Source organism: Streptosporangium carneum (assembly GCF_027922005.1).
Classification (GTDB): Bacteria; Actinomycetota; Actinomycetes; order Streptosporangiales; family Streptosporangiaceae; genus Streptosporangium; species Streptosporangium carneum.
In genome coordinates this window covers 167,612-187,942 of sequence record NZ_BSEV01000011.1, presented here as the reverse complement: position 1 = coordinate 187,942, position 20,331 = coordinate 167,612, and the positions used below count along the sequence as shown (strand labels likewise).

Genomic DNA, 20,331 nt, shown 5'->3' with positions numbered 1-20,331 from the left:
AAACGTCCGGGACACCGGAAACGCCCGGGACACCGGAAACGCCGGGAAGTCCGGGAACGGAGGACGCCGGGCAGGCCGGGGAACCAGGAGCGCCGGGAATCCCGGAGCCGAGAACATCGGAAACGCCGGGGAACCCACGAACCAGGGCGCCGGGAAAACCGGGAACCGGACACGCCGGGAAACCCGGGAACACCAGGAAACCCGGGGACCCCGGGAGACCGGGAGCGCCGGGGACCCCGGGGGGCGGGGGCGCCGGCGCGGTCACCGCAGCTCTCCCGCCGCCTCTCCGAGCACCTCCGCGGCCAGGTCGGCCACCCTGCGCCTGCTGTCCCTCGCCTGCTTGCGCAGCCCGGTGAAGGCCTGGGCGGCGGTGAGGTCGTGCTTGCCCATGAGATAGCCGATGGCCCGCTCGATGACGACCCGGTAGTCCAGGGCGTACTGGAGCTGGTCGGCGAGGGCGCTCTTCTCCTCGGCGGCCATCGCGGCGGTGAGAAGTTGCTCGATCACGTCGGCGTAGGCGTAGAGCGCCTGGATATCCGACTCGTCCCACTCGTACGGCTGGGACTGGTAGACGTTCAGCGTGCCGACCGGCTCCCCGCCGAGCCGCACCGGCACTCCCGCGACCGCCCTGACCTCGGGATGGAGCCGGTCGGCCAGCTTCGGCCAGCGGGGATCGGAGTGCACGTCCGAGGCCGTCACCGCGGTGTTCTCCTCATAGGCCGACACGCACGGCCCCTGTCCCAGGTGCAACTGGGCGTCCTCCAGGCTGCGCCCCCTGGCGTCGGTCGCGACCAGGTAACGCAGGTCCTTGCCCTCCTCAGCAAACATCAGACCCGCACCGGAGTAGCCGAACAGCGAGTCCACGACGTCCACAGCTCTCTCCAACTGGTGGACTATGCCCGTCGTGGACGACGTCGTCCTGAGCCTTCTCAGGCTGGCGACCAGCGCCTCCGGATCAATGTGAGTCATATGTTTGGCGCCTTCCAGCGTCGACCTGATTACTTGACATGGGCACTACGACTTCCCAGAAGTCGAAGATTTATGGGCGAGGACCTGCAGGACCATCACCATCAGCTCGCCAAGGCGCTCCCCCGCCCTGACCTTCGCGGGCTGCCATTCGTGGCTGGTCCGGTCGTAGAAACTGAGGGTGCCGATCAGCCGGTCGTCCGCGCGCAGGGGCACGGAGAGGACCGCGTGGATCTCCGAGACCTGGGCCGCCAGGCCGGGGAAACCGAGAGGACGGGCCGCGTGGAGGTCGTCGACCGCCATGTCCGCGCCGTGGGCCAGGGTCTCGACGGCCGGACCCGAACCGGTCCGCTCCTGCGCGAGCTCCAGCCGTCTGCCGTCGTCGTCGGAGCCCGCGACCGCGCGCGGCCGGTCGCGGTCGTCGAACAGGGTCAGCGTCGCGCCGTCGGTGCCGAGAACGTCCGCGAGAGCGCCCAGGGTCCGGTCGACCAGCCCGCGCTCAAACCCTTCGCCCATGCCCATGGGGCTCCCCCCGAGTCGCTGAGGTAGCTCCGCGGACACAGGGCGGAATGATCTGCGGCTCGCAGCCTAGTGCCGCGCGACGAGTCCGGCCAAGCGGTTCTCACGTCACCGGCCCGGCAGGGGCCGTATATTGCCGTCAATAGATCGTTAAGCGTTCGGCAAACTGGGGGCGGCAGGGTGTGGACATGAACATCCTGTCACGTTCGGCCATCATCCGCCGCCGCCGCGCCCTGGTGCACATCGTGCTCCGCGACATGGCCGAAACCGGCGACACCTCGGTCCCCCCGTGGTGGGAGCCCGACATCCAGCAAGAGTTCGGCGGCCTGAGCGGGTTCCTCGCCGAGCTGAGCCGCCAGTGGTGGACCGCCTACGCCGCGCACCTGGACGCGCTGATCGAACTCGGCTCCGACGATCCCGCGCGGGCGTGGGCGGACGTGGCGGAGCAGATGCCGCAGCTGCGGGCCGTGCTCGACTCCTACGCCGACGAGTCCGCCCTGGCAGAGGCCGAGCGACGGCACTGCGACGTGCTGCGCTGGACCACCCGGCGCGAGAGCCGCCACGCCGCTTGAAGGACGCGTCGGGACACCGCCCCGGAGACCGGCCCCTGAGAGGTTCGCGTGCCGCCGTAGGCATATCCGCCCGCGATCGGGTAGCGATGAACAATGGTCAGGTCACTCAACCACCGCAGCCGTCAGGACTCGGACCGCCGCCTGGGAGTGCGGCTCACGGTCGCGGTGGCGGCCGTCGCGCTGTTCTCCGTGCCGTTCGTCCTGCTGCTGGTGCTCGTGATGTCCTCCTTCGAGCCGCTGAACGACTTCGACGAGGGCATCGCCCAGCGGTTGCACGCGTACGCGCTGGCCGATCTCGACTACGCGCGTTTCCTCAACGTCGCGACCGAGGTGTTCGGTCCGAACCCGTGGCGCGTGCTCGTGGTGGCCGCGGCGGTCTGGGCCTGGTTCCGCGGAGCGCGACGGCTGGCGGTCTGGGCGGTCGTCACGATCACCGTCAGCGGTCTGCTGAACCTCGCGATCAAGGAGATCGTCAATCGGGCACGGCCCGTCCTGCCCGATCCGGTCTCGTGGGCGCCCGGCGCGTCGTTCCCCTCGGGACACGCGATGGCGGTGGCGACGGGGACGTGCGTGCTCGTGCTCATGCTGCTGCCACGGGTGAGGAGCCTGGCCGCCCGGCTCTCCCTCTGGGCCGTCGCGGCGGCCCTGACGGTCTTCGTCGCCTACACGCGGGTCGCGCTCGGCGTCCACTGGTTCAGCGACGTGATCGCGGGGATGGCGCTGGGCGTGGTGGTGGTCGCGGGGACGGTCGCGGGGTTCGAGAAGTGGCGGCGGGACGAGGGACGCAGGCCCGCCGAACCGCACAAGGAAGGCGTGGAGCCCGAGGCGTTCCGACAGTGAGATCTCGGGTAGCCGGGACGCCATGTCGAAACCGTCGTTCGATCTCAAGGGCGCGCTGCGCCTGATCCTGCTCCCCCTGGCGGTCATGGCCGTGCTGACGATCGGCGTCGGGCTCCTGATCACCAAAGTCCTGCAGACGACGACCCTCGTCGCGAACGACGAGGGGGTCAACGAGCAGCTGGCCAACGGCCGCACCGACGTCCTGAACACCATCACGGACAAGCTGACCGGTCTGTCCGACATGCCGACGATCATCATCGCCACCGCGGCGCTCCTGATCCTCTTCAGGCTGGTGTTCAAGCGCTGGAACGAGTCGGCGTTCCTGGTGCTGGCGGTGTTCTCCCAGTCCGCGATCTTCCTGCTGGCGACCGTCTTCGCCCAGCGCAAGCGGCCCCTCGTCCAGCACCTGGACCCCGCTCCCCCCACCTCCAGCTTCCCCTCGGGGCACACCAGCGCCGCGGTCGCCTTCTACTGCGGGCTCGCCCTGGTGCTGACCCTGCACACCCACCGCTACAAGGCCCTGAACGTGCTGTGGTGGCTGGTCGGTCTGGCGATCCCGCTGGGCATCGCCTACTCCCGGATGTACCGCGGGATGCACCACCTGAGCGACGTGAGCTGGGGCGTGCTGCTCGGCCTCGTCTGCGTCGCGGTCGCGGCCAACGCGCTGCTGTTCAGGCCGGTGCTGACGGACGGGCCGGAGAGGAAACAGGAGCGGAAGAAGGACGACCGGCTCGCGACCGCGTAGCGTTCCCCTCGGAACGGCGTTCCCCGCGAGGGCGGCCTCCGGATCGGGGTGAGCGCGACGGATTCTGACAAAGATCAGCAATGAGCGCCGTCAATCTAGTGATATGCCACCCTTTACTGCTTTTCCCCCTCGAAGACAGGAGAAGTAGAGGAAGATACCCTCAAAAAGGTTTGTCTTCACGATCATCATCGCTCACCTCGCCCGACCTCCATAAAGCTCGCGCGCCATGAAACGACAATGGCCGTCACAGTCCCGTGATAGACGGGACAAGATCCACAAATACCTCCCAAGTGTCACAATCTGTGCATTTTAAGCTACTTTACGCTACGCAGTAGGATAGAAGTCCCGATTGGGAGATTAAGGTCTTCCTTCCGGGATAGGAGCAGCCAGCCGGCCGGACTCAGAGGCGTTCGACGGCTACCCTCACGGAAGGAAGCCGTCCCATGGATCGTCAGCCGATTGTCTGCAATACCTGCACGGGTGTTCTCCTCACCAAGGACTCCCGCGACTACACCCCTCACCGTGGCCGTCTGATCGTCACGAACGGATACTGCGCCTGCCCGCCCGCCGCGGCCGCCGTCGCCGAGCCCGCCGCGCAGCTCCAGCCGCAGGCCGAGCAGCAGCCGGTCAGCGAGACGGCGATGGTGAACGCCTGAGCGCGTCCCGCGCTCGCGAAGCGGACCCCCGACCCCGCCGACCGGTCCGCTTCGCACGGCCCGCCGCCTCGCGGGTCCGGTTCCCGGCTCGGCCGGCCGGACCCCGCGACGCGGCCACGGCCCCGTCGCCCGCCCCGGCCGAGCGATGAGGCGGCCACTGTCGTGACACCCGGCCGTCTCGACGCGAAGCGCCTGAAGTAGGCATGATCTAGTCTCGTCAGCGAGAAACCTATGAGGCCGGGGGCAGGGGAGACGCCGCCCCGCCGGGGACGGGGTGCGCGTGGTCGCGGAGGACATGGAGCAGCCGGCCCAAAAGGCTTCGAAGAAGGCCCCGAAGAAGGGCTCCCTCTGGCGGGAGCTTCCCATCATGGTCGCGGTCGCGCTTCTGCTGGCCCTGCTGATCAAGACTTTCATCGTCCAGGCGTTCTACATCCCGTCCGGGTCGATGGAGAACACGCTTCTGATCAACGACCAGGTCCTGGTGAACAAGCTCGTCTACCGGGTCCGCGACATCGAGCGCGGCGACGTGGTCGTCTTCGCCGGGGTGGACTCCTGGAAGGGGGAGGCCGAGTTCGAGGAGCCGTCCAACCCGGTGACGGGAGCCCTGAGGTGGGTCGGCTCCGTCTTCGGCCTGGTCCCCGGAGAGCGCGATTTCATCAAGCGGGTCATCGGCCTGCCCGGGGACAAGGTGAAGTGCTGCGACGCCAAGGGCCGCCTCACGGTCAACGGGGTCCCGCTCGTCGAGGACTACCTGTATCCAGGGGACAAGCCGTCGGAGATTCCGTTCGAGATCACGGTGCCGCAGGGACGCCTGTGGGTGATGGGCGACCACCGCTTCGTCTCGTCCGACTCCCGTTTCCACCAGCGTGACCCCGGCGGCGGCGCGATCCCCCAGGAGCAGGTGATCGGCCGCGCCTTCGTGATCGTGTGGCCCTTCTCCCACGCCACCACGCTCCCCATCCCCGACACCTTCTCCCAGCCCGCGCTGAGGGCCGCGGAGATCGTCGGCTCCGAGGCCCCGCTCGTTCTCGGACTCGCGGGAGCGGTCCCCCTGATGCACTGGCGCCGCCGCAGGCTACGCCGCCGCGCCTAGCCTGACCTGCGCTCTCGCCGACGCAAGCGGGCCGTAAGACGGGAAAGCTCTTGGGCGTGGTGCTCGCCACAGCCGGGGAAATGGGACAAGGATGGAGGTAGGGGCACAGGGGGCAACAGGGGGAGGCAACCGCGATGCGAGACAGCGGTGACGAGCGGCCTGTGGTCGTGGGATACGACGGGTCGAAACCAAGCGAGCGGGCTCTCAGATGGGCCGTCGAGGAGGCGCGGCTGCGCTTCGTCCCCCTGGTCGTCTGTCACGCCTGGCAGTGGCCCTACAAGACGCCGCCGACCTCCCCCGACAGTCTGGAGGCCGTACGGCGCATGGGCCAGCACGTGCTCGACAGGGGGGTGAGCCTGGCGCGCGGCCTCGCCCCGCGCCTGGAGGTCCGGCCACGCCTGGAGACCGGGTCGCCCTCGGTCGTCCTGATGGGCGAGTCGGGCGTCGCGGACCTGGTCGTGGTCGGCCGTCGCGGATCGGGCGGCTTCGAGGAACTGCAGATCGGCTCGACCGCGGTCCAGCTCGCCGCGCACGCGTACTGCCCGGTGGCCGTCGTCAAGGAGCAGTTCCGTCCCCGCGTCGACCTCGTGGTCGTGGGGGTGGACGGCGCGGCCCCCGAACGGCCCGAGCTCGGGCTGGCCTTCGAGGAGGCGCGGCTGCGCAAGGCTCCGCTACGGGCGATCTGCCTGGGCACGGAGGACACCGTGGGCGACGGGGACATCCGGGAGGTCGCGGCCCACTTCCACAGGGCCGTCGCGGTGTGGGAGGAGAAGTATCCCGAGGTGACCGTGGAGACCCTGGTCGAGGAGGTCTCCCTGGTCGCGGCGCTCCAGCACGCGGCCGAGGAGGCGGACGTGGTGATCATCGGTGACCGTTACCGGAGCGACCCGGTCGAGCTGCCGCTCGGGCTGGTCTGCCAGGCGGTGCTGCGGGGAGCGCCCAGCACGGTCATGGTGGTCGCCTCGCACAGGTCCGCCACGTCCTCACGGTGACCGCGCGGCGGCCGCCCGGCCGGCCGCGCCCCCGCCCGGCCGGCCGCCGTGCCGGATCGGGCGGCCGCTCCACGTCTGTCACGCCGCCCGCCATGCCGCCCGCCATGCCGGCGAACCCGTCACAGCGACTCGGAGGCGGGCCCCTGCCACGTCCTCCCGCCGAACCTGCCGCGCTCGGCCCTGATGATGTGGATGACCGCGTTGATGAGGGCCAGGTGGGTGAAGGCCTGGGGGAAGTTGCCCAGGTGGCGTCCGCTGACCGGATCGATCTCCTCGGCGTAGAGGCCGAGCGGGCTGGCGAAGGAGAGCACCTTCTCGCAGAGCCTGCGGGCCCTCGGGTGCTCCCCGATCTCCGTCAGGGCGGAGACGAGCCAGAACGAGCAGATCGTGAAGGTTCCCTCCTCTCCCAGCAGGCCGTCGTCGGTCTCCTTCGGCAGGTAGCGCAGGACCAGGTCGTCCACGGCCAGCTCGTCGGCGACGGCCAGGACGGTGTTGCGGACCCGGGGGTCGTCAGGCGGCAGGAAGCCGACCAGCGGGATGAGCAGGAGCGAGGCGTCGAGGGCGTCGGTTTCGTAGTGCTGCTTGAAGATCCCCCGGTCGCTGACGCCGTTGGCGCACACGTCGGCGTGGATCTCGTCGGCGATCTCCTGCCAGCGCGCCGCCAGGCCCATGTCCTGGCGCAGTCTGGCGAGCCGCGCTCCCCTGTCCGTGGCGACCCAGCACATGACCTTCGACGAGGTGAAGTGCTTGGGCTCGCCGCGCACCTCCCAGATGCCCCGGTCCGGTTCGCGCCAGTATCTGATGGCGGATTCGACCTGCCGTTTCAGGATGGGCCAGATCCGCTCGTCCAGGCGGTCCCGGGAACGGGTGTGGATGTAGAAGGAGTCGAGGACCGCTCCCCAGACGTCGTTCTGCCGGTGGTCGTAGGCGGCGTTGCCGACGCGCACCGGACTGGAACCCTCGTAGCCGTCGAGGTTGTCGAGAATGCGCTCCTGAAGGTCGCGCTCGCCGTCGACGCCGTACATGACCTGCAGCTCGTCGTCGCGCTCCGCGACGTCGGCGATGAACCAGAAGAAGTCGTCCGCCTCCCAGTCGAACCCCAGCGTGTACAGGCCCCAGAGGGCGAACGTCGAGTCCCGTATCCAGCTGTAGCGGTAGTCCCAGTTGCGGTCCCCGCCCGGCACCTCCGGCAGGGAGGTGGTGGCCGCCGCGATCAGCGCGCCGCTCGGAGCGAAGGCCAGGCCCTTCAGGGTGAGCGCGCTGCGCTCCAGGAAGCTCCGCCACGGATGGTCGGGGAAGTCTCCCCTGGCGAGCCAGTGCTGCCAGTGGTGGGCGGTCCACACGAGCCTGCCGTAGGCCTCCTCGAAGGTGTACGGCGGCTCGTGCGAGGTCCAGGTCAGCGCGCAGAAACGGGTGTCGCCCTCGCGCAGCAGGGTGCGCGCCGTCGCCCGCGCGGCCTCGAACCCCAGCCGCATGTCGGTGGTGAGCTTGAGCTCCAGACTCACCCCGTCGGCCCTGGCGACGCCCTGGTGGTATCCCCTGTCGGCGTAGGACCACCGGGCCGGCACGCGGCCGTAGTCGAACACCGGTTCGCAGTCCAGCGTGACCTGAACCTCACCGCTGACGCAGCGCACCGTGCGCAACAGCACGTGGCTGGCGTCGTAGTCGGTCGGCGCCCTGCGGTGGGTGTGGGAGAGCTCGTCGTCGTGATGCCACGGGCCGATGACCAGCAGGTCACGCACGATGATCCAGCCGGTCGGGGTGCCCCAGCTCGTCTCCAGCACCATGGTGCCGGGGAGGTAGCGGCGCGCGGCGGGCACCCTCAGGTCGGCGGGACCGAGCCGGAAGCCCCCCGCGTCGCGGTCCAGGATGGCGGCGAACACGCTGGGTGAGTCCATCCGGGGCAGGCACAGCCACTCGACGTTCCCGCTCGGCGCCACCAGGGCGGTGGCCTCGCAGTCGGACAGAAAGGCGTAGTCCGCGATCGGAGGGAACGGAGAACAGTCGTAGAAAACGCCTGCCGAGGAATTCACCGTCATGCGATGACCTGCTTTCCCCAGAGACACCGCCACACCCCCACTTTAGGCATGAAAGCGCAGGTAAGGAAGGGTTCCGCCAGGCGGAAGGCCTCCTTCGCCGAGGCCTGGTCGCACCCGCTGCCGGGCCTCCGCACACCGTCGCGCCCCGGCCCCGCCCACCCTTCCGTCAGCCCTTGCGTCCCGGCCCGGCCGTCGGGCCCCGCGTCCCCGGCCTGCGGATCAGGGACGCGAGAAGCAGGACGAGCGCGGTCTGGGCGAGCGCGCCCGGCGCGAGGGACGGAGCCGGTCCCACCGACTTGGTGAAGGCGTACCACCAGCGGAGCGTGACGGGCAGGCTCTCCCAGGTGGCGGCGTAGCGCTGGTCGAGGGGGCCCGCGCCGTAGTTGGCCGCCACGTGCGCGTAGACGCCGAACACCGCGGCCAGCAGTACGGCCAGCGAGAGCGCCCTGGCCACGGCGACCCCCCTCGGCGAGTCCCGGAAGGCGACGAGCGCGACCGCGACGGCGAGGAGGACCAGCGCCCCCCAGGCGACCAGTTGCTCCCAGTTCTTCCAGTGCTGCTCGGTGGCGAGTTCGAAGGCGGTGCCGAGAATCCCGAGCACGGTCACACCGATGAGACCGCCACGCAGCACCGGGAGGCGGCCGCTCACGGAGTCAGTGCCGAGACGATCTTGTCGACGGTCTCCTCGCCGGGGTTGTACTTGGCGAGGTTCTCACGGAGCGAGGTGAGGTCGGGGTCGTCCGCGGCGTACGGCCGGTATTCGACGACCTCCTCGGCCCACCGCTCGGGGTTGGGCACGCCCGCGGCCCTGAGCGCCTCGGCGATCTCGGCCTCGCTCGCGGTGTTCGCCGAGACCTTCTTGACCTGTGTGGATCCGCCCGGGGCCGACGAGGGCACGGCCCCGCTCGTGGCGGGGGCGGGGGAGGCCGGAGCCGAGGGAGAGGCCTGGGTCGTGGGAGATCCGCCGCAGGCGGCGAGGAAGGAGCAGGCGAGGAGCACCGCCGCGGCCGGTTTTGTTTTCGCTGGTTTCACTGTGAACCGTCCTGTATTCGAGTCTTCGTGCTTCGAAGGCTGGCCGGACCGTCTCAGACGAACCTCGATGAGGCATGAGAACCGGATGAGAACGAAGCCGTTTCGGCCGGCCGTTCCGCCCCCTTCCCGTCCATCAAATCCTTCGGCGTCGCGCGGCCGGTCACAGGGGTGACGGAAAGACAACGATGACGCCTGGAACGCGACACCGCACGACGAGCGGAAAGGCCACGCGGCGGAGCGGACACGACGCCCGGGAAAGGGGCCCGCGTGGCGCTCAGACGCCGTCCGCCACGGGAAGGGGGAGCCTGAGTTTTCTCAGCGCGGCGGCGAACTCCTCAGCCGGGTCGCCCATGTAGCTCCACGGAGCGGAGCGTCCGACGCGGTTGCCCACCCGCCCCAGGTGCCAGGCCGCGAGGTCGTGCGTGACGGCGTCGCGCATGAAGATCGCACCGAACAGATGATGGGCCTCGATGTCCCGGGGGTGCTGCTCGGCGTGGGCCGTCCAGCGACGCTCCGCCTCCTTCAGCTCGCCGACGATCTGTTCGGAGAAGTACTTCATGCCGAACTTCACATAGGCCATCATCCTGTTCTCCGCCACGAGGCGGCGCTCCTCGGCGAGGAGATGCTCCAGGTGCGCGAGCGCCAGCATCGCCGTGAGCGGGTGCCCCTCGGGCGCGAGCGAGACCGCCGTGCGGGCGTGAGCGAACATCTCCTCGTGGGAGCCGCCCCACTTCACGCTCAGGGACTGCAGCCTGGCCCAGTAGGCGGAGAACAGCGTAAGGGACCTGGCGGTGAGCTCCTCCCAGATCACGTCCTGTTCCACACGGTCGAACTGCATGCCCATGGCGAACCAGATCATGGACTCCCAGGGCACGGGGTCGGCGGGCCGCAGTCTGGCCGCCTCCATGAGGGGCTCGTAGGCGCCGGACAGGGTCGCGAAGAACATCTTGAACCGGTCGTCGTCGACGGTGTCCGCGAAACTGCCGCCGCGGATGACCCACGCCTCGTCGACGACGGTACGGCCGAGCCACAGCAGGATGTCCGCCCTGTCGGGCGCCCCGTCGAGCATCTCGGCGATTCCCTGGCTCCTGCCGACCGCGGCGCGGCTGAGCGCGTCGAGCCTCAGCGAGCGCAGCTCGGGGTCGCGATGCGTCTCGCCGAGAAGGACGACTCCCGCGTTCAGATAACCCTCTTCCACCGCCTCGACGGCGGCGTCAAGAGCGACGTCTTTCCACGCGCGTCCCACAACGAAGGTGCCACCGACGGGCTGTCCGCCCTTCCGGCGCCGGAAGATTCTCATAGAAGGCCATGTTTAGCACTTCGCGTTTGCTCAGGCGATCGAAAAACGCAAGACTGGCTATCAGTCACTAGTACGGCATACCGGAAATACAGCTTTAGGTAGTGATTCGTTATGGAATCCGGGTCGAAGTAATCCGAGGCCGCCCTTCACCCGTGCGAGCACGCCGATTCGGGTGTGACGACGCGGAGCAGGAAAGCGACGCGTCTGACCCTTTTGAAGGTCCGAACGCCGAACGTCTGAATACCCGAACGTAACCGTCGTCTGGAAACCGGTGCGCGCATGACGCCGCCGAGGCGCGACATCGCGGGCGGCGCGGAAACCCGAACGGTCGACCTCACGTTCCGGCCTCCCCGGGCGTCTACCGGGCAGAGGAACGGAAGGAGAGCATGATGAGAACCCACACGCTGATCGACTCGCCGATGGGGACGCTGACCCTCGTCGCCACGGACGGCGTGCTGAGCGGCCTGTACATGGAGCAGCATCTGCGCATGCCCGACCCTTCGACCTTCGGCCCCCGGGTCGGGCACGGGTTCGAGGAGACAGTCGAACAGCTCGCGGAGTACTTCGCCGGGCTGCGCCGGGAGTTCACGGTGCCGGTGCGGCTCGAGGGCGGCGACTTCCAGCGGCGCGTCTGGGATGTGCTGAGGACCATCCCCTACGGCCAGAGATGGAGCTACACCCGGGTGGCGGACGCGATCGGCAGGCCGGACCGGGTCCGCGCCGTGGGCGCGGCGAACGCCAGGAACCCGGTCGCGGTGATCGTGCCCTGCCACCGGGTCGTCGGCGGCGACGGCGCTCTGACGGGCTTCTCCGGCGGGCTCGCGCGCAAGGGCTTCCTGCTCGAACTGGAGTCGCCCGCGCGGCAGGGGTCGCTGTTCTGAGGAACGCGGCCTGACATCCCGCGGTTCCGACACGTTCGCCTCCACCACGGGATCGCGACCTCACATCCGGTGGACCTGACACGTTTACCAGATGTGAGACAGCAACCCTTCGAAGTGATCGTGGCCAGGTACGGGCCGATGGTGCTGCGCGTGTGCCGTGCCGTGCTGGGTCACACGGCCACCGCAGAGGACGCCTGGTCCGAGACGTTCCTGGCGGCCATGCAGGCCTATCCGGAGCTGCGGCCGGACAGCAACGTCGAGGCGTGGCTGGTCACGATCGCCCACCGCAAGGCCGTCGACCAGGTTCGCGCCGAGTCCCGGCGGGCGATCCCGACCGAACGGGTTCCCGAGACGCCCAGCGTCGACGGGCTGCCCGGCGGCGAGGAACGCGACCTGCTGGACGAGCTCAGGGCCCTGCCGCTCAAACAGCGCCAGACCATCGCCTACCACTACCTCGCGGGCCTGCCGTACGCGGAGGTGGCCGAGGTGGTCGGCGGCAGCGCGGAGGCGGCCCGCAGAGCCGCGGCGGACGGCATCGCCGCCCTGCGCAGGACCTACCGGAAAGGAGAGGCCCGATGATGACCACGAGCCGACCGTCGGCTGACGGCGACCTGTTCGCCGCCCTGCCCCTGGTCGACGAGGAGACCCAGGCGCGGCTGCACGCCCGCCTCGCGGCCGCCGCGGACCGGGCGGGCATCCTGGACGTCGCCTACCGCACCGTGGACACCCCTGTCGGATCGCTGCTGCTGGCCGCGACCGGTGAGGGCCTGGTGCGCGTGGCCTACGCCAGGGAGGACCACGAGAAGGTCCTGGAGCAGCTGGCCGCGGGCGTCAGCCCGCGTGTGCTGCGCGCCCCCGCGCGCCTCGACGGCGCGGCCAGGGAGCTGGAGGAGTACTTCGCGGGCCGGCGCCGCCTGTTCGACCTGCCGCTGGACCTCCGGCTCGCGCGCGGCTTCCGCCGTACCGTGCTGTCGCGTCTGCGGGAGATCGGCTATGGCGCGACCGCGAGTTACGCGACCGTCGCCGAGGCGGCGGGCAGCCCCAGGGCGGTGCGCGCCGTCGGCACGGCGTGCGCGACCAACCCGCTGCCGATCGTGGTGCCCTGCCACCGCGTGGTACGCAGCGACGGCGCCATCGGCCAGTACGTCGGCGGCGTCGAGACGAAGAGGATCCTGCTCGGACTGGAGGCGACGGCATGAGCGGCACGACCACGACCGGCACCCCCGCGGTGGGCGCGGCGGGGACCGGCGAGCCCCTGACACGGGAGGCCTCGATCGACCTGACGGCGGACCCGGCGATCCGGGTCGGCCAGATCGACTGGGCGGCGGTGGCCGAGGAGCTCGACACGCACGGATGCGCTCTGACGCCGCGGATCCTCACCTCCGCCGAGTGCGCGGACGTCTCCGGTCTGTACGACGAGACCGGTCGTTTCCGGTCGACCGTCGACATGGCCCGCCACCGGTTCGGATCCGGCCAGTACCGCTACTTCGACCACCCGTTCCCCGACCTGGTCGGGCGGCTGCGGCAGGCGTTCTACCCCCGTCTGCTGCCTGTCGCCCGCGCCTGGGCGGCCAGACTCGGCAGGGCCGCGCCGTGGCCGGACGACCTGGGAGAATGGCTGGAGATGTGTCACGCCGCAGGTCAGAGACGACCGACACCGATCCTGCTGCGGTACCGCGAGGGCGACTGGAACGCACTGCACCGCGACCTCTACGGAGACCTGGTGTTCCCGCTGCAGGTCGTGATCGGCCTGAACGAACCCGGCGTCGACCACACCGGCGGGGAGTTCCTGCTGGTCGAGCAGCGGCCCAGGGCGCAGTCCCGGGGCACCTCGACCCTGCTCGGACAGGGGCGGGCGCTGGTCTTCACCACCCGGGACCGTCCGGTGCGCTCCGCGCGCGGCTGGTCGGCGGCCCCGGTCCGTCACGGGGTCAGCACGGTTCGCTCGGGTGTCCGCCACACCCTGGGCCTGGTCTTCCACGACGCGACATGACACGCCCCGTCCGGCACACCCGGGCCGAGCTGGACGCGTTGGTCGAGCTGGTCCGCGCGGCCAGGCCCCGCCTCGCGGTCCTCACCCTGGGGCACGGCCGCGACGCCGCCTCCCGCGCCGCCGTACAGGCCTTCGCCCGCGAGTGGGAGGCCGGGGGCGGACAGGTCCTGGCCGTCGTCGACTGGCCAGAACAGGCCGCCTCCTGGCTGCGCCCCGCCCGGCGCATGACAGCGGGCTCCCCTGACGGCTGGGTGGTCGCGGGAGCGGCGTCGGGGTGGGCGCAGATGAGCCGCCGCCTGCGGCACAGCACCGACTGGGATCCCGCCAGGACGTACGGCTTCGCAGGCCTGGACGACGCCCGCGTCGTGGAGCTGGCCGGGCCGGGCACCCTGGAGGGCATGCGCGGCGTCGCGTCCGACGCGAGCACGTGGGAGATCGGCGACCCCCGGGACAGGCCCTACCGGCCGTCCCGCTGACCGGCCGCCGGACGCCCCGGGAATCGACGATCATGGAATGAACGGTCAGGACGTCGACGATGGGCAAGGAGGGCCATGGCCCGGACGATCAAAGGGATCCTGTTCGACCTCGACGGCACGCTGGTCGACCACGACACGGCCGCCGCCTCGGCGTTCACGGCGGCGCTGAAGGCGGTCGCCGGATCGGCGGAGGTCGATCACGAGGCGGCGCGGCGGCGCTGGTCGGAGCTCGAACATCACGCCATGGACCGCTACCTCGCGGGTGAGCTCACCTTCACGGGACAACGCCGCCTGCGCATCACGACCCTCGCCGCCGAGTTCGGCCTGGGAAGCTGGCAGGAGCGGGAGGCGGACGCCTGGTTCGCGGGCTACCTGCGCCACTACGAATCCGCGTGGCGGGTCTTCCCTGACGTCATGGCGAGCCTCGACGCGCTGGTGGACGGGCGGCCCTGGCTTCGGCTGGGGATTCTCACCAACGGGGAGGCCGCCCAGCAACGCGACAAGGTCCGCCGGGTCGGCCTGGACACGGCGCTGCCCGTGCTGATCGCCTCCAGCGACATCGGCGTCGCCAAGCCCGCGCCGGAGAGCTTCCACGCGGCCTGCGAGACGATCCGCCTGCGCCCGTCCGAGGTGGCCTACGTCGGGGACCGGCTCGACACCGACGCCACCGCCGCGAGGGCGGCAGGGCTGTACGGCGTCTGGCTGAACCGTGGGGGAGGTCCCGCGCGGACGGACCTGCCCGTCGTGCGCTCCCTCGGGGAACTCCCCGCCCTCCTGACCTCCCCGGCCTGACACCCCGAGATCCGCCGCCGGGGCGAGAGCGGCCTTCCGAAGGGCCCCGGGCGGCGGCTCGGCCCCGGCGGGCTCCACATTCGGGAAACGTTCGGTAATCATGGGAGCACGAACCGGAATTCCAGCTCAGGATCGAGCGTTCGCCTCACGTTCACTTCGGTGACCGCATCAGGGAAAGGACCGTTCAGACCGGAGGACTTGAGTCCCAGTGCTACCTTCCCAAAAGTGCGAAAAAGGTACCCCTATGACTTCCCCGATCTCTCGCCGTGACCTGCTGCGTTCCGGGGCCGCGGGCGGCCTGGGCATTGCCATCATCGGCAGCGTCGAGGCCATCGCCGGCCCCGCCGCCGCCCAGGCCGCCCAGACCGGTCTCAAAGCGGCAGGATACGGTCCCGTCATCCCCGACCCGGCCGGCCTGCTCGCCCTCCCCCGCGGCTTCTCCTACAAGATCGTCGCTCAGGCGGGGAAGACGCTGCTCGAGTCGGGGGAGCCGACGCCGAGCGACGCCGACGGCACCGGCTTCTTCCAGGGGCGCAACGGCTCCTCCGTCCTGGTCAACAACCACGAGATCGGCGGCGGTGAGCCGTACCCCGTGCCGGCCCTGCCGGGTCTGACCTACGACCCCGGCGCGCACGGTGGCACCACCAACATCGAGGTCGACAGGCGCGGAAACCGCGTCCGCGAGTACGTCAGCGTGGCCGGCACGCACAACAACTGCGCGGGCGGCATCACCCCGTGGAACACCTGGCTGACGTGCGAGGAGACCGAGCAGCGCGCGGGCGGAGCGTTCCAGAAGGACCACGGGTACGTCTTCGAGGTCGACCCGTTCGACCGCGACGCCAACCTCGACCCGGTGCCGCTGAAGTTCCTCGGCCGGTTCTCGCACGAGGCCGTCGCGGTCGACCCGCGCACCTCGGCGATCTACGAGACCGAGGACGCGGGCGGGCCGAACGGTCTGTACTTCCGCTGGACCCCGCCCAGGCACTTCCGCGGCCGCAAGGGCGCGCTCCGGGCGCTCGCGCTCAGCCAGGACGGCGCGACCGCGGGCACCCTGGAGGCCATGAGCTGCTTCAAGGGCAGCAAGCACATCGGCGACCTGTCCGAGGCCACCCAGCCGGGCACCCGCTACAGGGTGCAGTGGGTCCCCGTGCCCGACCGTGACGCGGCGACGGTCTCCGTGCGCAAGCAGTTCACCAACGACCAGGTGACCCGCGCCCGCAAGCTCGAGGGCGCCTGGTGGGGGGACGGCGGCGCCTACTTCGTCTCCAGCTACGCCCGCACCAGCGACGGCAGCGTCAACGAGCACGACGGACAGGTGTGGTTCTACGACCCCAGGTCAGAGACCGTCACCCTCAAGACGATCTTCGGAGTCAATCCCGACCCCACGCAGGACACCGACTACGACGGGCCCGACAACATCACGGTCTCGCCGTACGGAGGCGTCATCCTGGCCGAGGACGGCGAGGGACTGTCGCACCTGGTCGGCGTCACCAAGCAGGGCAAGGCCTACCCGATAGCCCGCAACCAGCTCAACGACAGCGAGTTCACCGGCCCGACCTTCAGCGCGGACGGCAGGATCCTGTTCGCCAACATCCAGTCTCCCGGCTACGTGTTCGCGATCACCGGTCCCTGGGGCCGTCAGGACGACCACGGCCACGGCCACCCCTGACCCGCACCGTCGCACCGGCCACCGCACGACCGCGCCCGCCCCGCCGTCCCGAGCCGTCGAAGGCCGGGACGGCGGGGCGGGCGCGGTCATGTCTGTCGTGCCGGCGGCCGTCACGATCGCCTCGGGTCGCGACCACGAGAACCATGAAGACCAGACGCTTCATGGCCGAAGACTACTGTCGGCACCATCTTTCTGACAGGCAGACAATTCCATCACCACACCCTCATTCATCGGGCAGATGAGCCTTCTGTCATGAGTCACGGAAGTCACTCAGAAAGACGCCGCGGGTGGCCACGTCGTGAACAACGGCCGGCAGGAGGATGTGTTCGGCGGCCAGAACTCGCTCGGCCAGGCTCTCGGGGGTGTCGGCGGGCAGGACGGGGACCTCCTGCCGCGCGATGACCGGCCCCTCGTCGTATTCGGCGGTCACCAGGTGAACGGACGCGCCCGACACCGTGTCGCCCGCTTCCAGGACAGCCCGATGGACGTTCAGCCCGTACATCCCCTGCCCGCCGTGCCTGGGCAGGAGAGCGGGATGGACGTTGAGGACGCGCCCGTCGTAGGCGGCGAGAGCGGCGGGACCGACCTTCTTCATGTAGCCGGCGGTGACGATCAGATCGATGTCGTGCCGACGCAGGGCCGCGAGCATCGCCTGGTCGAGCGCGTCCGCGTCCGGGTGGGTGCGTCCGGAAAGGTGCGCGTGGGGGATGCCGTGCTCCCGGGCGTACTCCAGCGCTCCCGACGAGCCGTTGTTGCTGACGACCAGATCGACGGTGAACGCGTCCGGCCGCTGGGCGGCGTGCAGCGCGCGCAGGTTGGTGCCGGTGTGCGAGGCCAGTACTGCGATCTTCAACGGCATACCGAGATCATCTCAGAGCGCCCCCCGGGGACGCCTCCACCGCCGTTCGCCTCCTGCCACTCCGACACCGTCGTGGCCATGAGAAGCGGTTCGGTGATCGCGCAAGGGACGTCCGCGGAAATGATGACGGCGGAGATGCTCAACACGGCATACGACCGTGACGGCCGGCGTCTGGACGGCGGAGCGGAGCATCCGGCCGCGAAGACCTGGAATGTGACGATGACGACGTATTCAAACGCGCTTCGTAATCACCTCTGCGAACGAAAATGGGGCGCGTCCGCCAAAATCGCGAAAACGATTTCAAGGATTCTTTTATCACAGAGAAGAAGGTAGATCAACCCCTTGATCTACTTCGATACACAAAATAATATTTAAACGCCAAATGTAGGCCTGATTCCCGACACCCTCAGCGGTCGGGAAATCAAACCGAAAGAAAGGCGGATCAGGATGAATCTGAAAAGATTGTCCAGAGTGACGGCGTCGGCCGTGTTGGCCGCAGGGCTCATCACAACTGGTACTGCGACACCGGCGTCCGCTGATTCGTCGTGCTCGACCTCCTACTTCTGCGTCTGGAGCGCCCCGTATTACAGCGGCGTCGTCGCACGAAGCACGGTCGCAGTCCCGGAGTGGCATCAGGCAGGGGGTAACTGGCCGACGCTGACCTGGAACGACAGGTCATATAAGAATCGATTCCAAACTCTCGCATGGGTTTGCGTCTACATCTCAGACTATAGTGGTCCGACGGTCTGGGTCGCCGCATCAGACAGCATCGACTATGTGACGGATCCCAACATGGAGGCCGCCATGGGTGACGCGCATCGCGGCCGCAGCTCTGGACAAACTTGCTAAAAAGAGAACGAAAGGGATCGATGATGAGTAGGAGCTTTCACAAGATTGCCTTCGGCGGCATCGCCCTTGCCGCCGTCGCGATCGCGACGGTATCCGGCGGCAATTATCTCCTGTCAACTGCCACCGCCGGAGACACCTCACAGAGCCGCGCCGCGGTCGTCACTCCGCTCGCGAACCACGACCCGGAGGTGCGGGAGGCACTGCTCGCCCTGTTCTCCGGGTCGGCGACAAGATATGCGGCGCAAGAGGAATTAGTGCAACGCTGCATGAAGAAACGTGGATTCACGTACGTCCAAAACCCCTCTTCGGCGACGGACGTCGCCCCGACCCTCGGCGAGGATCCCTACGGCCTCACGGTGGAGCAGGCGCGGAGAACGGGCTACAGGTCCGCGGAGAACGCCGGAGACTCCCCGGGAGAAGTGGACCGATCGGGTATCTCAAAGCTCTCGGAAGAGGAGCGGAAGCGGTGGGGCGAAGCGTTCTTCGGTCGTGACGACGCCCCCGAGATAAAGGCAGACCTGCCGGGCGGAGGAAGAGCAGGGACGACGAGCGAGGGATGCATGGCCGAAGCGAGGGAAAAGCTCTACGGCTCGCTGAGCGATTACGTGAAGTTTACTTACCTGGCCGCAAATCTTCCGATACGGGCCAGGCGGCAGGCGTCGTCGGACGCCGACATGACGCGTGTCGATTCCGCGTGGTCGTCGTGCATGGCGAGCAAGGGACACCCGAACCTCAAGAATCCGGATACGGCGAGAAGCAGTTCGATGGATTCGCACCGGCGGCTCGGCATCGGATCGGACGAGGCGCGCGACCAGGAGATCTCCCTCGCCGTCGCGGACGCTGAGTGCGAGAAGACGACCGACTACGCCGCGCAGCGAATCCGGATCGAGGACCGCCACTACGAGAACATGCTGAAAAAATACGCCACGGAGGTGGCGGACGCCAAGAAAATGAACGCCTCTGCCCTTCTTCGCGCGAAGGAGGCGTTGGGAGCGCAGTAAGAAGAGCTCCCGCCCGCCGAGCTTCAGTCACGCCGTCGTTCCGGCGCAGAGGCCGCGTCTGTTCCGGCAGGGCCCCCGGCAAGATTGGGGATACGCCGCACGAGTCCTCTCAACAGACGGCATGACATCGTGAACGAGCCCGGTCATCGCCCGATTCTCCGTGGTCGAAGGAGGAGGCGACGGCCGGGCTCGTCCGCGCAGACCCCGCGAGCCGGTCGACGGCGCGGATCGAGACGAAGGCCCGTGTCCGCTGCGATCCACGGTGAGGTCCAAGACCAGGACATCCGCGCCGACGGAGTCGACGGTCTGCGCGAGGCGCGGTCCACAGCGTCCATACCGACGGGCGGGGCGCAGCCGCCGAGCGGCCTGAAAGCCCTCGCCGAACCGTTCTTGCCCCCTTTCTCGTAACACCGCCGCCTCCGGCGGCACCGCTCTTTACGGCGACACCGCTCTTTACGGCGACGAGGCCTCCGTGGATGCGCCTCCTGGCCCGCATGCGACGAACGACAAGACCCGACGCCGGTGTGCAACCGTTCGGCCCGCCCGCTCGAAGACAGGGTCAGGACGACCCCGGAGAGGCTCGCAACACCTCGAGCTCCTCGTTCATCGCGTCGAGAAAGGCGGCCACGGTGCGCAACTCCTCCGGGCTGAAACGCCGCAGGGCGTTGTCGGTGCTGCGGCCGAGCGGACGGAAGAAGGCCGCGGCGAACTCCTTCGCCGTGTCGAGGTAGTGCACGTGGACCACGCGCCGGTCGTGCGCGTCGCGCACCCGGCGGATGTGCCCGGCCCGCTCCAGCCTGTCGAGGCACGCGGTGACGGCGCCCGAGGTGAGGTTCAGCTCCTCCCGCAGCCGGCTCGGAGTGATCGGCGACGGAGCGTCGAAGATCTTGATGAGGGCCTGGACGTCCGTGGTGTGCAGCCCGTGCTCGTTGGCGAACTCGTGGGCGACGCGGTTGAACTCGGCGGTCATCCTGCGCAGTCGTGTCGCGAAGGACCGCAGGTCGATGCCCTCCTCGCTGTCGCCGCTCATGTCGCCATGCTACATTAACTCAATCAT

The 20,331-nt window shown here is 69.2% G+C and carries 24 protein-coding genes; 16 read left to right on the top strand and 8 right to left on the bottom strand.

Annotated features, from left to right (window positions below):
- Positions 1-261: 261 nt before the first annotated feature.
- Both PKF00_RS23945 and PKF00_RS23940 read right to left on the bottom strand, forming a co-directional pair.
- Positions 262-969, bottom strand: a complete 708-nt coding sequence (locus PKF00_RS23945; RefSeq protein ID WP_271219866.1) for a GAF and ANTAR domain-containing protein — start codon at positions 967-969, stop codon at positions 262-264.
- A 45-nt stretch (positions 970-1,014) separates the two neighbouring features.
- Positions 1,015-1,482, bottom strand: coding sequence for a GAF domain-containing protein (locus PKF00_RS23940; protein WP_271219865.1), 468 nt, complete (start codon positions 1,480-1,482; stop codon positions 1,015-1,017).
- Positions 1,483-1,673: 191 nt separating this feature from the next.
- Between PKF00_RS23940 and PKF00_RS23935 the strand changes: the two genes are divergently transcribed.
- From PKF00_RS23935 to PKF00_RS23910, 6 genes are all read left to right on the top strand, one after another.
- Complete coding sequence (locus PKF00_RS23935; protein ID WP_271219864.1) at positions 1,674-2,057, top strand: hypothetical protein; 384 nt, start codon at positions 1,674-1,676, stop codon at positions 2,055-2,057.
- Between the two features lie 93 nt (positions 2,058-2,150).
- Positions 2,151-2,897, top strand: a complete 747-nt coding sequence (locus tag PKF00_RS23930; RefSeq protein ID WP_271219863.1) for a phosphatase PAP2 family protein — start codon at positions 2,151-2,153, stop codon at positions 2,895-2,897.
- A gap of 22 nt (positions 2,898-2,919) precedes the next feature.
- Positions 2,920-3,642 (top strand): phosphatase PAP2 family protein, encoded by a 723-nt coding sequence (locus PKF00_RS23925; protein ID WP_271219862.1) that lies wholly within the window; start codon positions 2,920-2,922, stop codon positions 3,640-3,642.
- A gap of 443 nt (positions 3,643-4,085) precedes the next feature.
- Positions 4,086-4,298, top strand: a complete 213-nt coding sequence (locus PKF00_RS23920) for a hypothetical protein (RefSeq protein WP_271219861.1) — start codon at positions 4,086-4,088, stop codon at positions 4,296-4,298.
- 295 nt (positions 4,299-4,593) lie between these two features.
- Positions 4,594-5,391, top strand: a complete 798-nt coding sequence (gene lepB, locus PKF00_RS23915; protein ID WP_271219860.1) for a signal peptidase I — start codon at positions 4,594-4,596, stop codon at positions 5,389-5,391.
- A 134-nt stretch (positions 5,392-5,525) separates the two neighbouring features.
- Complete coding sequence (locus PKF00_RS23910) at positions 5,526-6,383, top strand: universal stress protein (RefSeq protein ID WP_271219859.1); 858 nt, start codon at positions 5,526-5,528, stop codon at positions 6,381-6,383.
- 119 nt (positions 6,384-6,502) lie between these two features.
- On the opposite strand, the gene PKF00_RS23905 is transcribed toward PKF00_RS23910, so the two are convergent.
- The 4 genes from PKF00_RS23905 to PKF00_RS23890 all read right to left on the bottom strand — a co-directional run bounded on the left by PKF00_RS23905 (position 6,503) and on the right by PKF00_RS23890 (position 10,652).
- Positions 6,503-8,422, bottom strand: coding sequence for a glycoside hydrolase family 15 protein (locus tag PKF00_RS23905; RefSeq protein WP_271219858.1), 1,920 nt, complete (start codon positions 8,420-8,422; stop codon positions 6,503-6,505).
- Between the two features lie 166 nt (positions 8,423-8,588).
- A complete protein-coding gene (locus PKF00_RS23900) occupies positions 8,589-9,071 on the bottom strand; it encodes a hypothetical protein (RefSeq protein WP_271219857.1) in 483 nt (160 codons plus the stop codon).
- Positions 9,068-9,454, bottom strand: coding sequence for a hypothetical protein (locus PKF00_RS23895; protein WP_271219856.1), 387 nt, complete (start codon positions 9,452-9,454; stop codon positions 9,068-9,070). Before PKF00_RS23895 ends, PKF00_RS23900 begins: the two co-directional genes overlap by 4 nt.
- A 274-nt stretch (positions 9,455-9,728) precedes the next feature.
- Positions 9,729-10,652, bottom strand: coding sequence for a hypothetical protein (locus tag PKF00_RS23890; RefSeq protein WP_271219855.1), 924 nt, complete (start codon positions 10,650-10,652; stop codon positions 9,729-9,731).
- A 488-nt stretch (positions 10,653-11,140) separates the two neighbouring features.
- Here PKF00_RS23890 and PKF00_RS23885 point away from each other — a divergent pair, with 488 nt between their 5' ends.
- The 7 genes from PKF00_RS23885 (at position 11,141) to PKF00_RS23855 (ending at position 16,565) form a co-directional block, all read left to right on the top strand.
- The gene (locus PKF00_RS23885) at positions 11,141-11,635 is read left to right on the top strand and encodes a methylated-DNA--[protein]-cysteine S-methyltransferase (RefSeq protein WP_271219854.1); all 495 of its coding nucleotides are present in this window, start codon (positions 11,141-11,143) and stop codon (positions 11,633-11,635) included.
- 93 nt (positions 11,636-11,728) lie between these two features.
- The gene (locus tag PKF00_RS23880) at positions 11,729-12,214 is read left to right on the top strand and encodes an RNA polymerase sigma factor (protein WP_271219853.1); all 486 of its coding nucleotides are present in this window, start codon (positions 11,729-11,731) and stop codon (positions 12,212-12,214) included.
- Positions 12,211-12,834 (top strand): methylated-DNA--[protein]-cysteine S-methyltransferase, encoded by a 624-nt coding sequence (locus tag PKF00_RS23875; protein ID WP_271219852.1) that lies wholly within the window; start codon positions 12,211-12,213, stop codon positions 12,832-12,834. Before PKF00_RS23880 ends, PKF00_RS23875 begins: the two co-directional genes overlap by 4 nt.
- Positions 12,831-13,628 carry a 2OG-Fe(II) oxygenase gene (locus PKF00_RS23870; protein ID WP_271219851.1) on the top strand — a complete coding sequence of 266 codons (798 nt, stop codon included), beginning with the start codon at positions 12,831-12,833 and terminating at the stop codon, positions 13,626-13,628. Before PKF00_RS23875 ends, PKF00_RS23870 begins: the two co-directional genes overlap by 4 nt.
- Positions 13,625-14,104: a type 1 periplasmic-binding domain-containing protein gene (locus PKF00_RS23865; RefSeq protein WP_271219850.1), complete on the top strand. Its 480-nt coding sequence runs from the start codon at positions 13,625-13,627 to the stop codon at positions 14,102-14,104. Before PKF00_RS23870 ends, PKF00_RS23865 begins: the two co-directional genes overlap by 4 nt.
- Before the next feature lie 75 nt (positions 14,105-14,179).
- On the top strand, positions 14,180-14,896 hold the full coding sequence (locus PKF00_RS23860; RefSeq protein ID WP_271219849.1) for an HAD family hydrolase: 717 nt from the start codon (positions 14,180-14,182) through the stop codon (positions 14,894-14,896).
- Positions 14,897-15,140: 244 nt separating this feature from the next.
- Positions 15,141-16,565 (top strand): alkaline phosphatase PhoX, encoded by a 1,425-nt coding sequence (locus tag PKF00_RS23855; protein WP_271219848.1) that lies wholly within the window; start codon positions 15,141-15,143, stop codon positions 16,563-16,565.
- Between the two features lie 250 nt (positions 16,566-16,815).
- Here the strand turns inward: PKF00_RS23855 and purN are convergent, their stop codons facing one another.
- The gene (gene purN, locus PKF00_RS23850; protein ID WP_271219847.1) at positions 16,816-17,424 is read right to left on the bottom strand and encodes a phosphoribosylglycinamide formyltransferase; all 609 of its coding nucleotides are present in this window, start codon (positions 17,422-17,424) and stop codon (positions 16,816-16,818) included.
- 78 nt (positions 17,425-17,502) lie between these two features.
- Between purN and PKF00_RS23845 the strand changes: the two genes are divergently transcribed.
- The 3 genes from PKF00_RS23845 (at position 17,503) to PKF00_RS23840 (ending at position 19,274) form a co-directional block, all read left to right on the top strand.
- Positions 17,503-17,757 carry a hypothetical protein gene (locus PKF00_RS23845; RefSeq protein WP_271219846.1) on the top strand — a complete coding sequence of 85 codons (255 nt, stop codon included), beginning with the start codon at positions 17,503-17,505 and terminating at the stop codon, positions 17,755-17,757.
- Positions 17,758-17,871: 114 nt separating this feature from the next.
- The gene (locus PKF00_RS44705) at positions 17,872-18,273 is read left to right on the top strand and encodes a peptidase inhibitor family I36 protein (RefSeq protein WP_369011179.1); all 402 of its coding nucleotides are present in this window, start codon (positions 17,872-17,874) and stop codon (positions 18,271-18,273) included.
- 20 nt (positions 18,274-18,293) lie between these two features.
- Entirely contained in the window at positions 18,294-19,274 is a 981-nt protein-coding gene (locus PKF00_RS23840) for a hypothetical protein (RefSeq protein ID WP_271219845.1), read from the top strand.
- Positions 19,275-19,833: 559 nt separating this feature from the next.
- On the opposite strand, the gene PKF00_RS23835 is transcribed toward PKF00_RS23840, so the two are convergent.
- Positions 19,834-20,304 carry a MarR family winged helix-turn-helix transcriptional regulator gene (locus PKF00_RS23835; RefSeq protein ID WP_271219844.1) on the bottom strand — a complete coding sequence of 157 codons (471 nt, stop codon included), beginning with the start codon at positions 20,302-20,304 and terminating at the stop codon, positions 19,834-19,836.
- Positions 20,305-20,331: the final 27 nt, after the last annotated feature.

Coding starts and splice junctions, on each gene's coding strand:
- PKF00_RS23945 (WP_271219866.1), bottom strand. CDS start 969: ATGACTCACATTGATCCGGAGGCGCTGGTCGCCAGCCTGAGAAGGCTC.
- PKF00_RS23940 (WP_271219865.1), bottom strand. CDS start 1,482: ATGGGCGAAGGGTTTGAGCGCGGGCTGGTCGACCGGACCCTGGGCGCT.
- PKF00_RS23935 (WP_271219864.1), top strand. CDS start 1,674: ATGAACATCCTGTCACGTTCGGCCATCATCCGCCGCCGCCGCGCCCTG.
- PKF00_RS23930 (WP_271219863.1), top strand. CDS start 2,151: ATGGTCAGGTCACTCAACCACCGCAGCCGTCAGGACTCGGACCGCCGC.
- PKF00_RS23925 (WP_271219862.1), top strand. CDS start 2,920: ATGTCGAAACCGTCGTTCGATCTCAAGGGCGCGCTGCGCCTGATCCTG.
- PKF00_RS23920 (WP_271219861.1), top strand. CDS start 4,086: ATGGATCGTCAGCCGATTGTCTGCAATACCTGCACGGGTGTTCTCCTC.
- lepB (WP_271219860.1), top strand. CDS start 4,594: ATGGAGCAGCCGGCCCAAAAGGCTTCGAAGAAGGCCCCGAAGAAGGGC.
- PKF00_RS23910 (WP_271219859.1), top strand. CDS start 5,526: ATGCGAGACAGCGGTGACGAGCGGCCTGTGGTCGTGGGATACGACGGG.
- PKF00_RS23905 (WP_271219858.1), bottom strand. CDS start 8,422: ATGACGGTGAATTCCTCGGCAGGCGTTTTCTACGACTGTTCTCCGTTC.
- PKF00_RS23885 (WP_271219854.1), top strand. CDS start 11,141: ATGATGAGAACCCACACGCTGATCGACTCGCCGATGGGGACGCTGACC.
- PKF00_RS23875 (WP_271219852.1), top strand. CDS start 12,211: ATGATGACCACGAGCCGACCGTCGGCTGACGGCGACCTGTTCGCCGCC.
- PKF00_RS23870 (WP_271219851.1), top strand. CDS start 12,831: ATGAGCGGCACGACCACGACCGGCACCCCCGCGGTGGGCGCGGCGGGG.
- PKF00_RS23865 (WP_271219850.1), top strand. CDS start 13,625: ATGACACGCCCCGTCCGGCACACCCGGGCCGAGCTGGACGCGTTGGTC.
- PKF00_RS23860 (WP_271219849.1), top strand. CDS start 14,180: ATGGCCCGGACGATCAAAGGGATCCTGTTCGACCTCGACGGCACGCTG.
- PKF00_RS23855 (WP_271219848.1), top strand. CDS start 15,141: ATGACTTCCCCGATCTCTCGCCGTGACCTGCTGCGTTCCGGGGCCGCG.
- purN (WP_271219847.1), bottom strand. CDS start 17,424: ATGCCGTTGAAGATCGCAGTACTGGCCTCGCACACCGGCACCAACCTG.
- PKF00_RS23845 (WP_271219846.1), top strand. CDS start 17,503: ATGAGAAGCGGTTCGGTGATCGCGCAAGGGACGTCCGCGGAAATGATG.
- PKF00_RS44705 (WP_369011179.1), top strand. CDS start 17,872: ATGAATCTGAAAAGATTGTCCAGAGTGACGGCGTCGGCCGTGTTGGCC.
- PKF00_RS23840 (WP_271219845.1), top strand. CDS start 18,294: ATGATGAGTAGGAGCTTTCACAAGATTGCCTTCGGCGGCATCGCCCTT.
- PKF00_RS23835 (WP_271219844.1), bottom strand. CDS start 20,304: ATGAGCGGCGACAGCGAGGAGGGCATCGACCTGCGGTCCTTCGCGACA.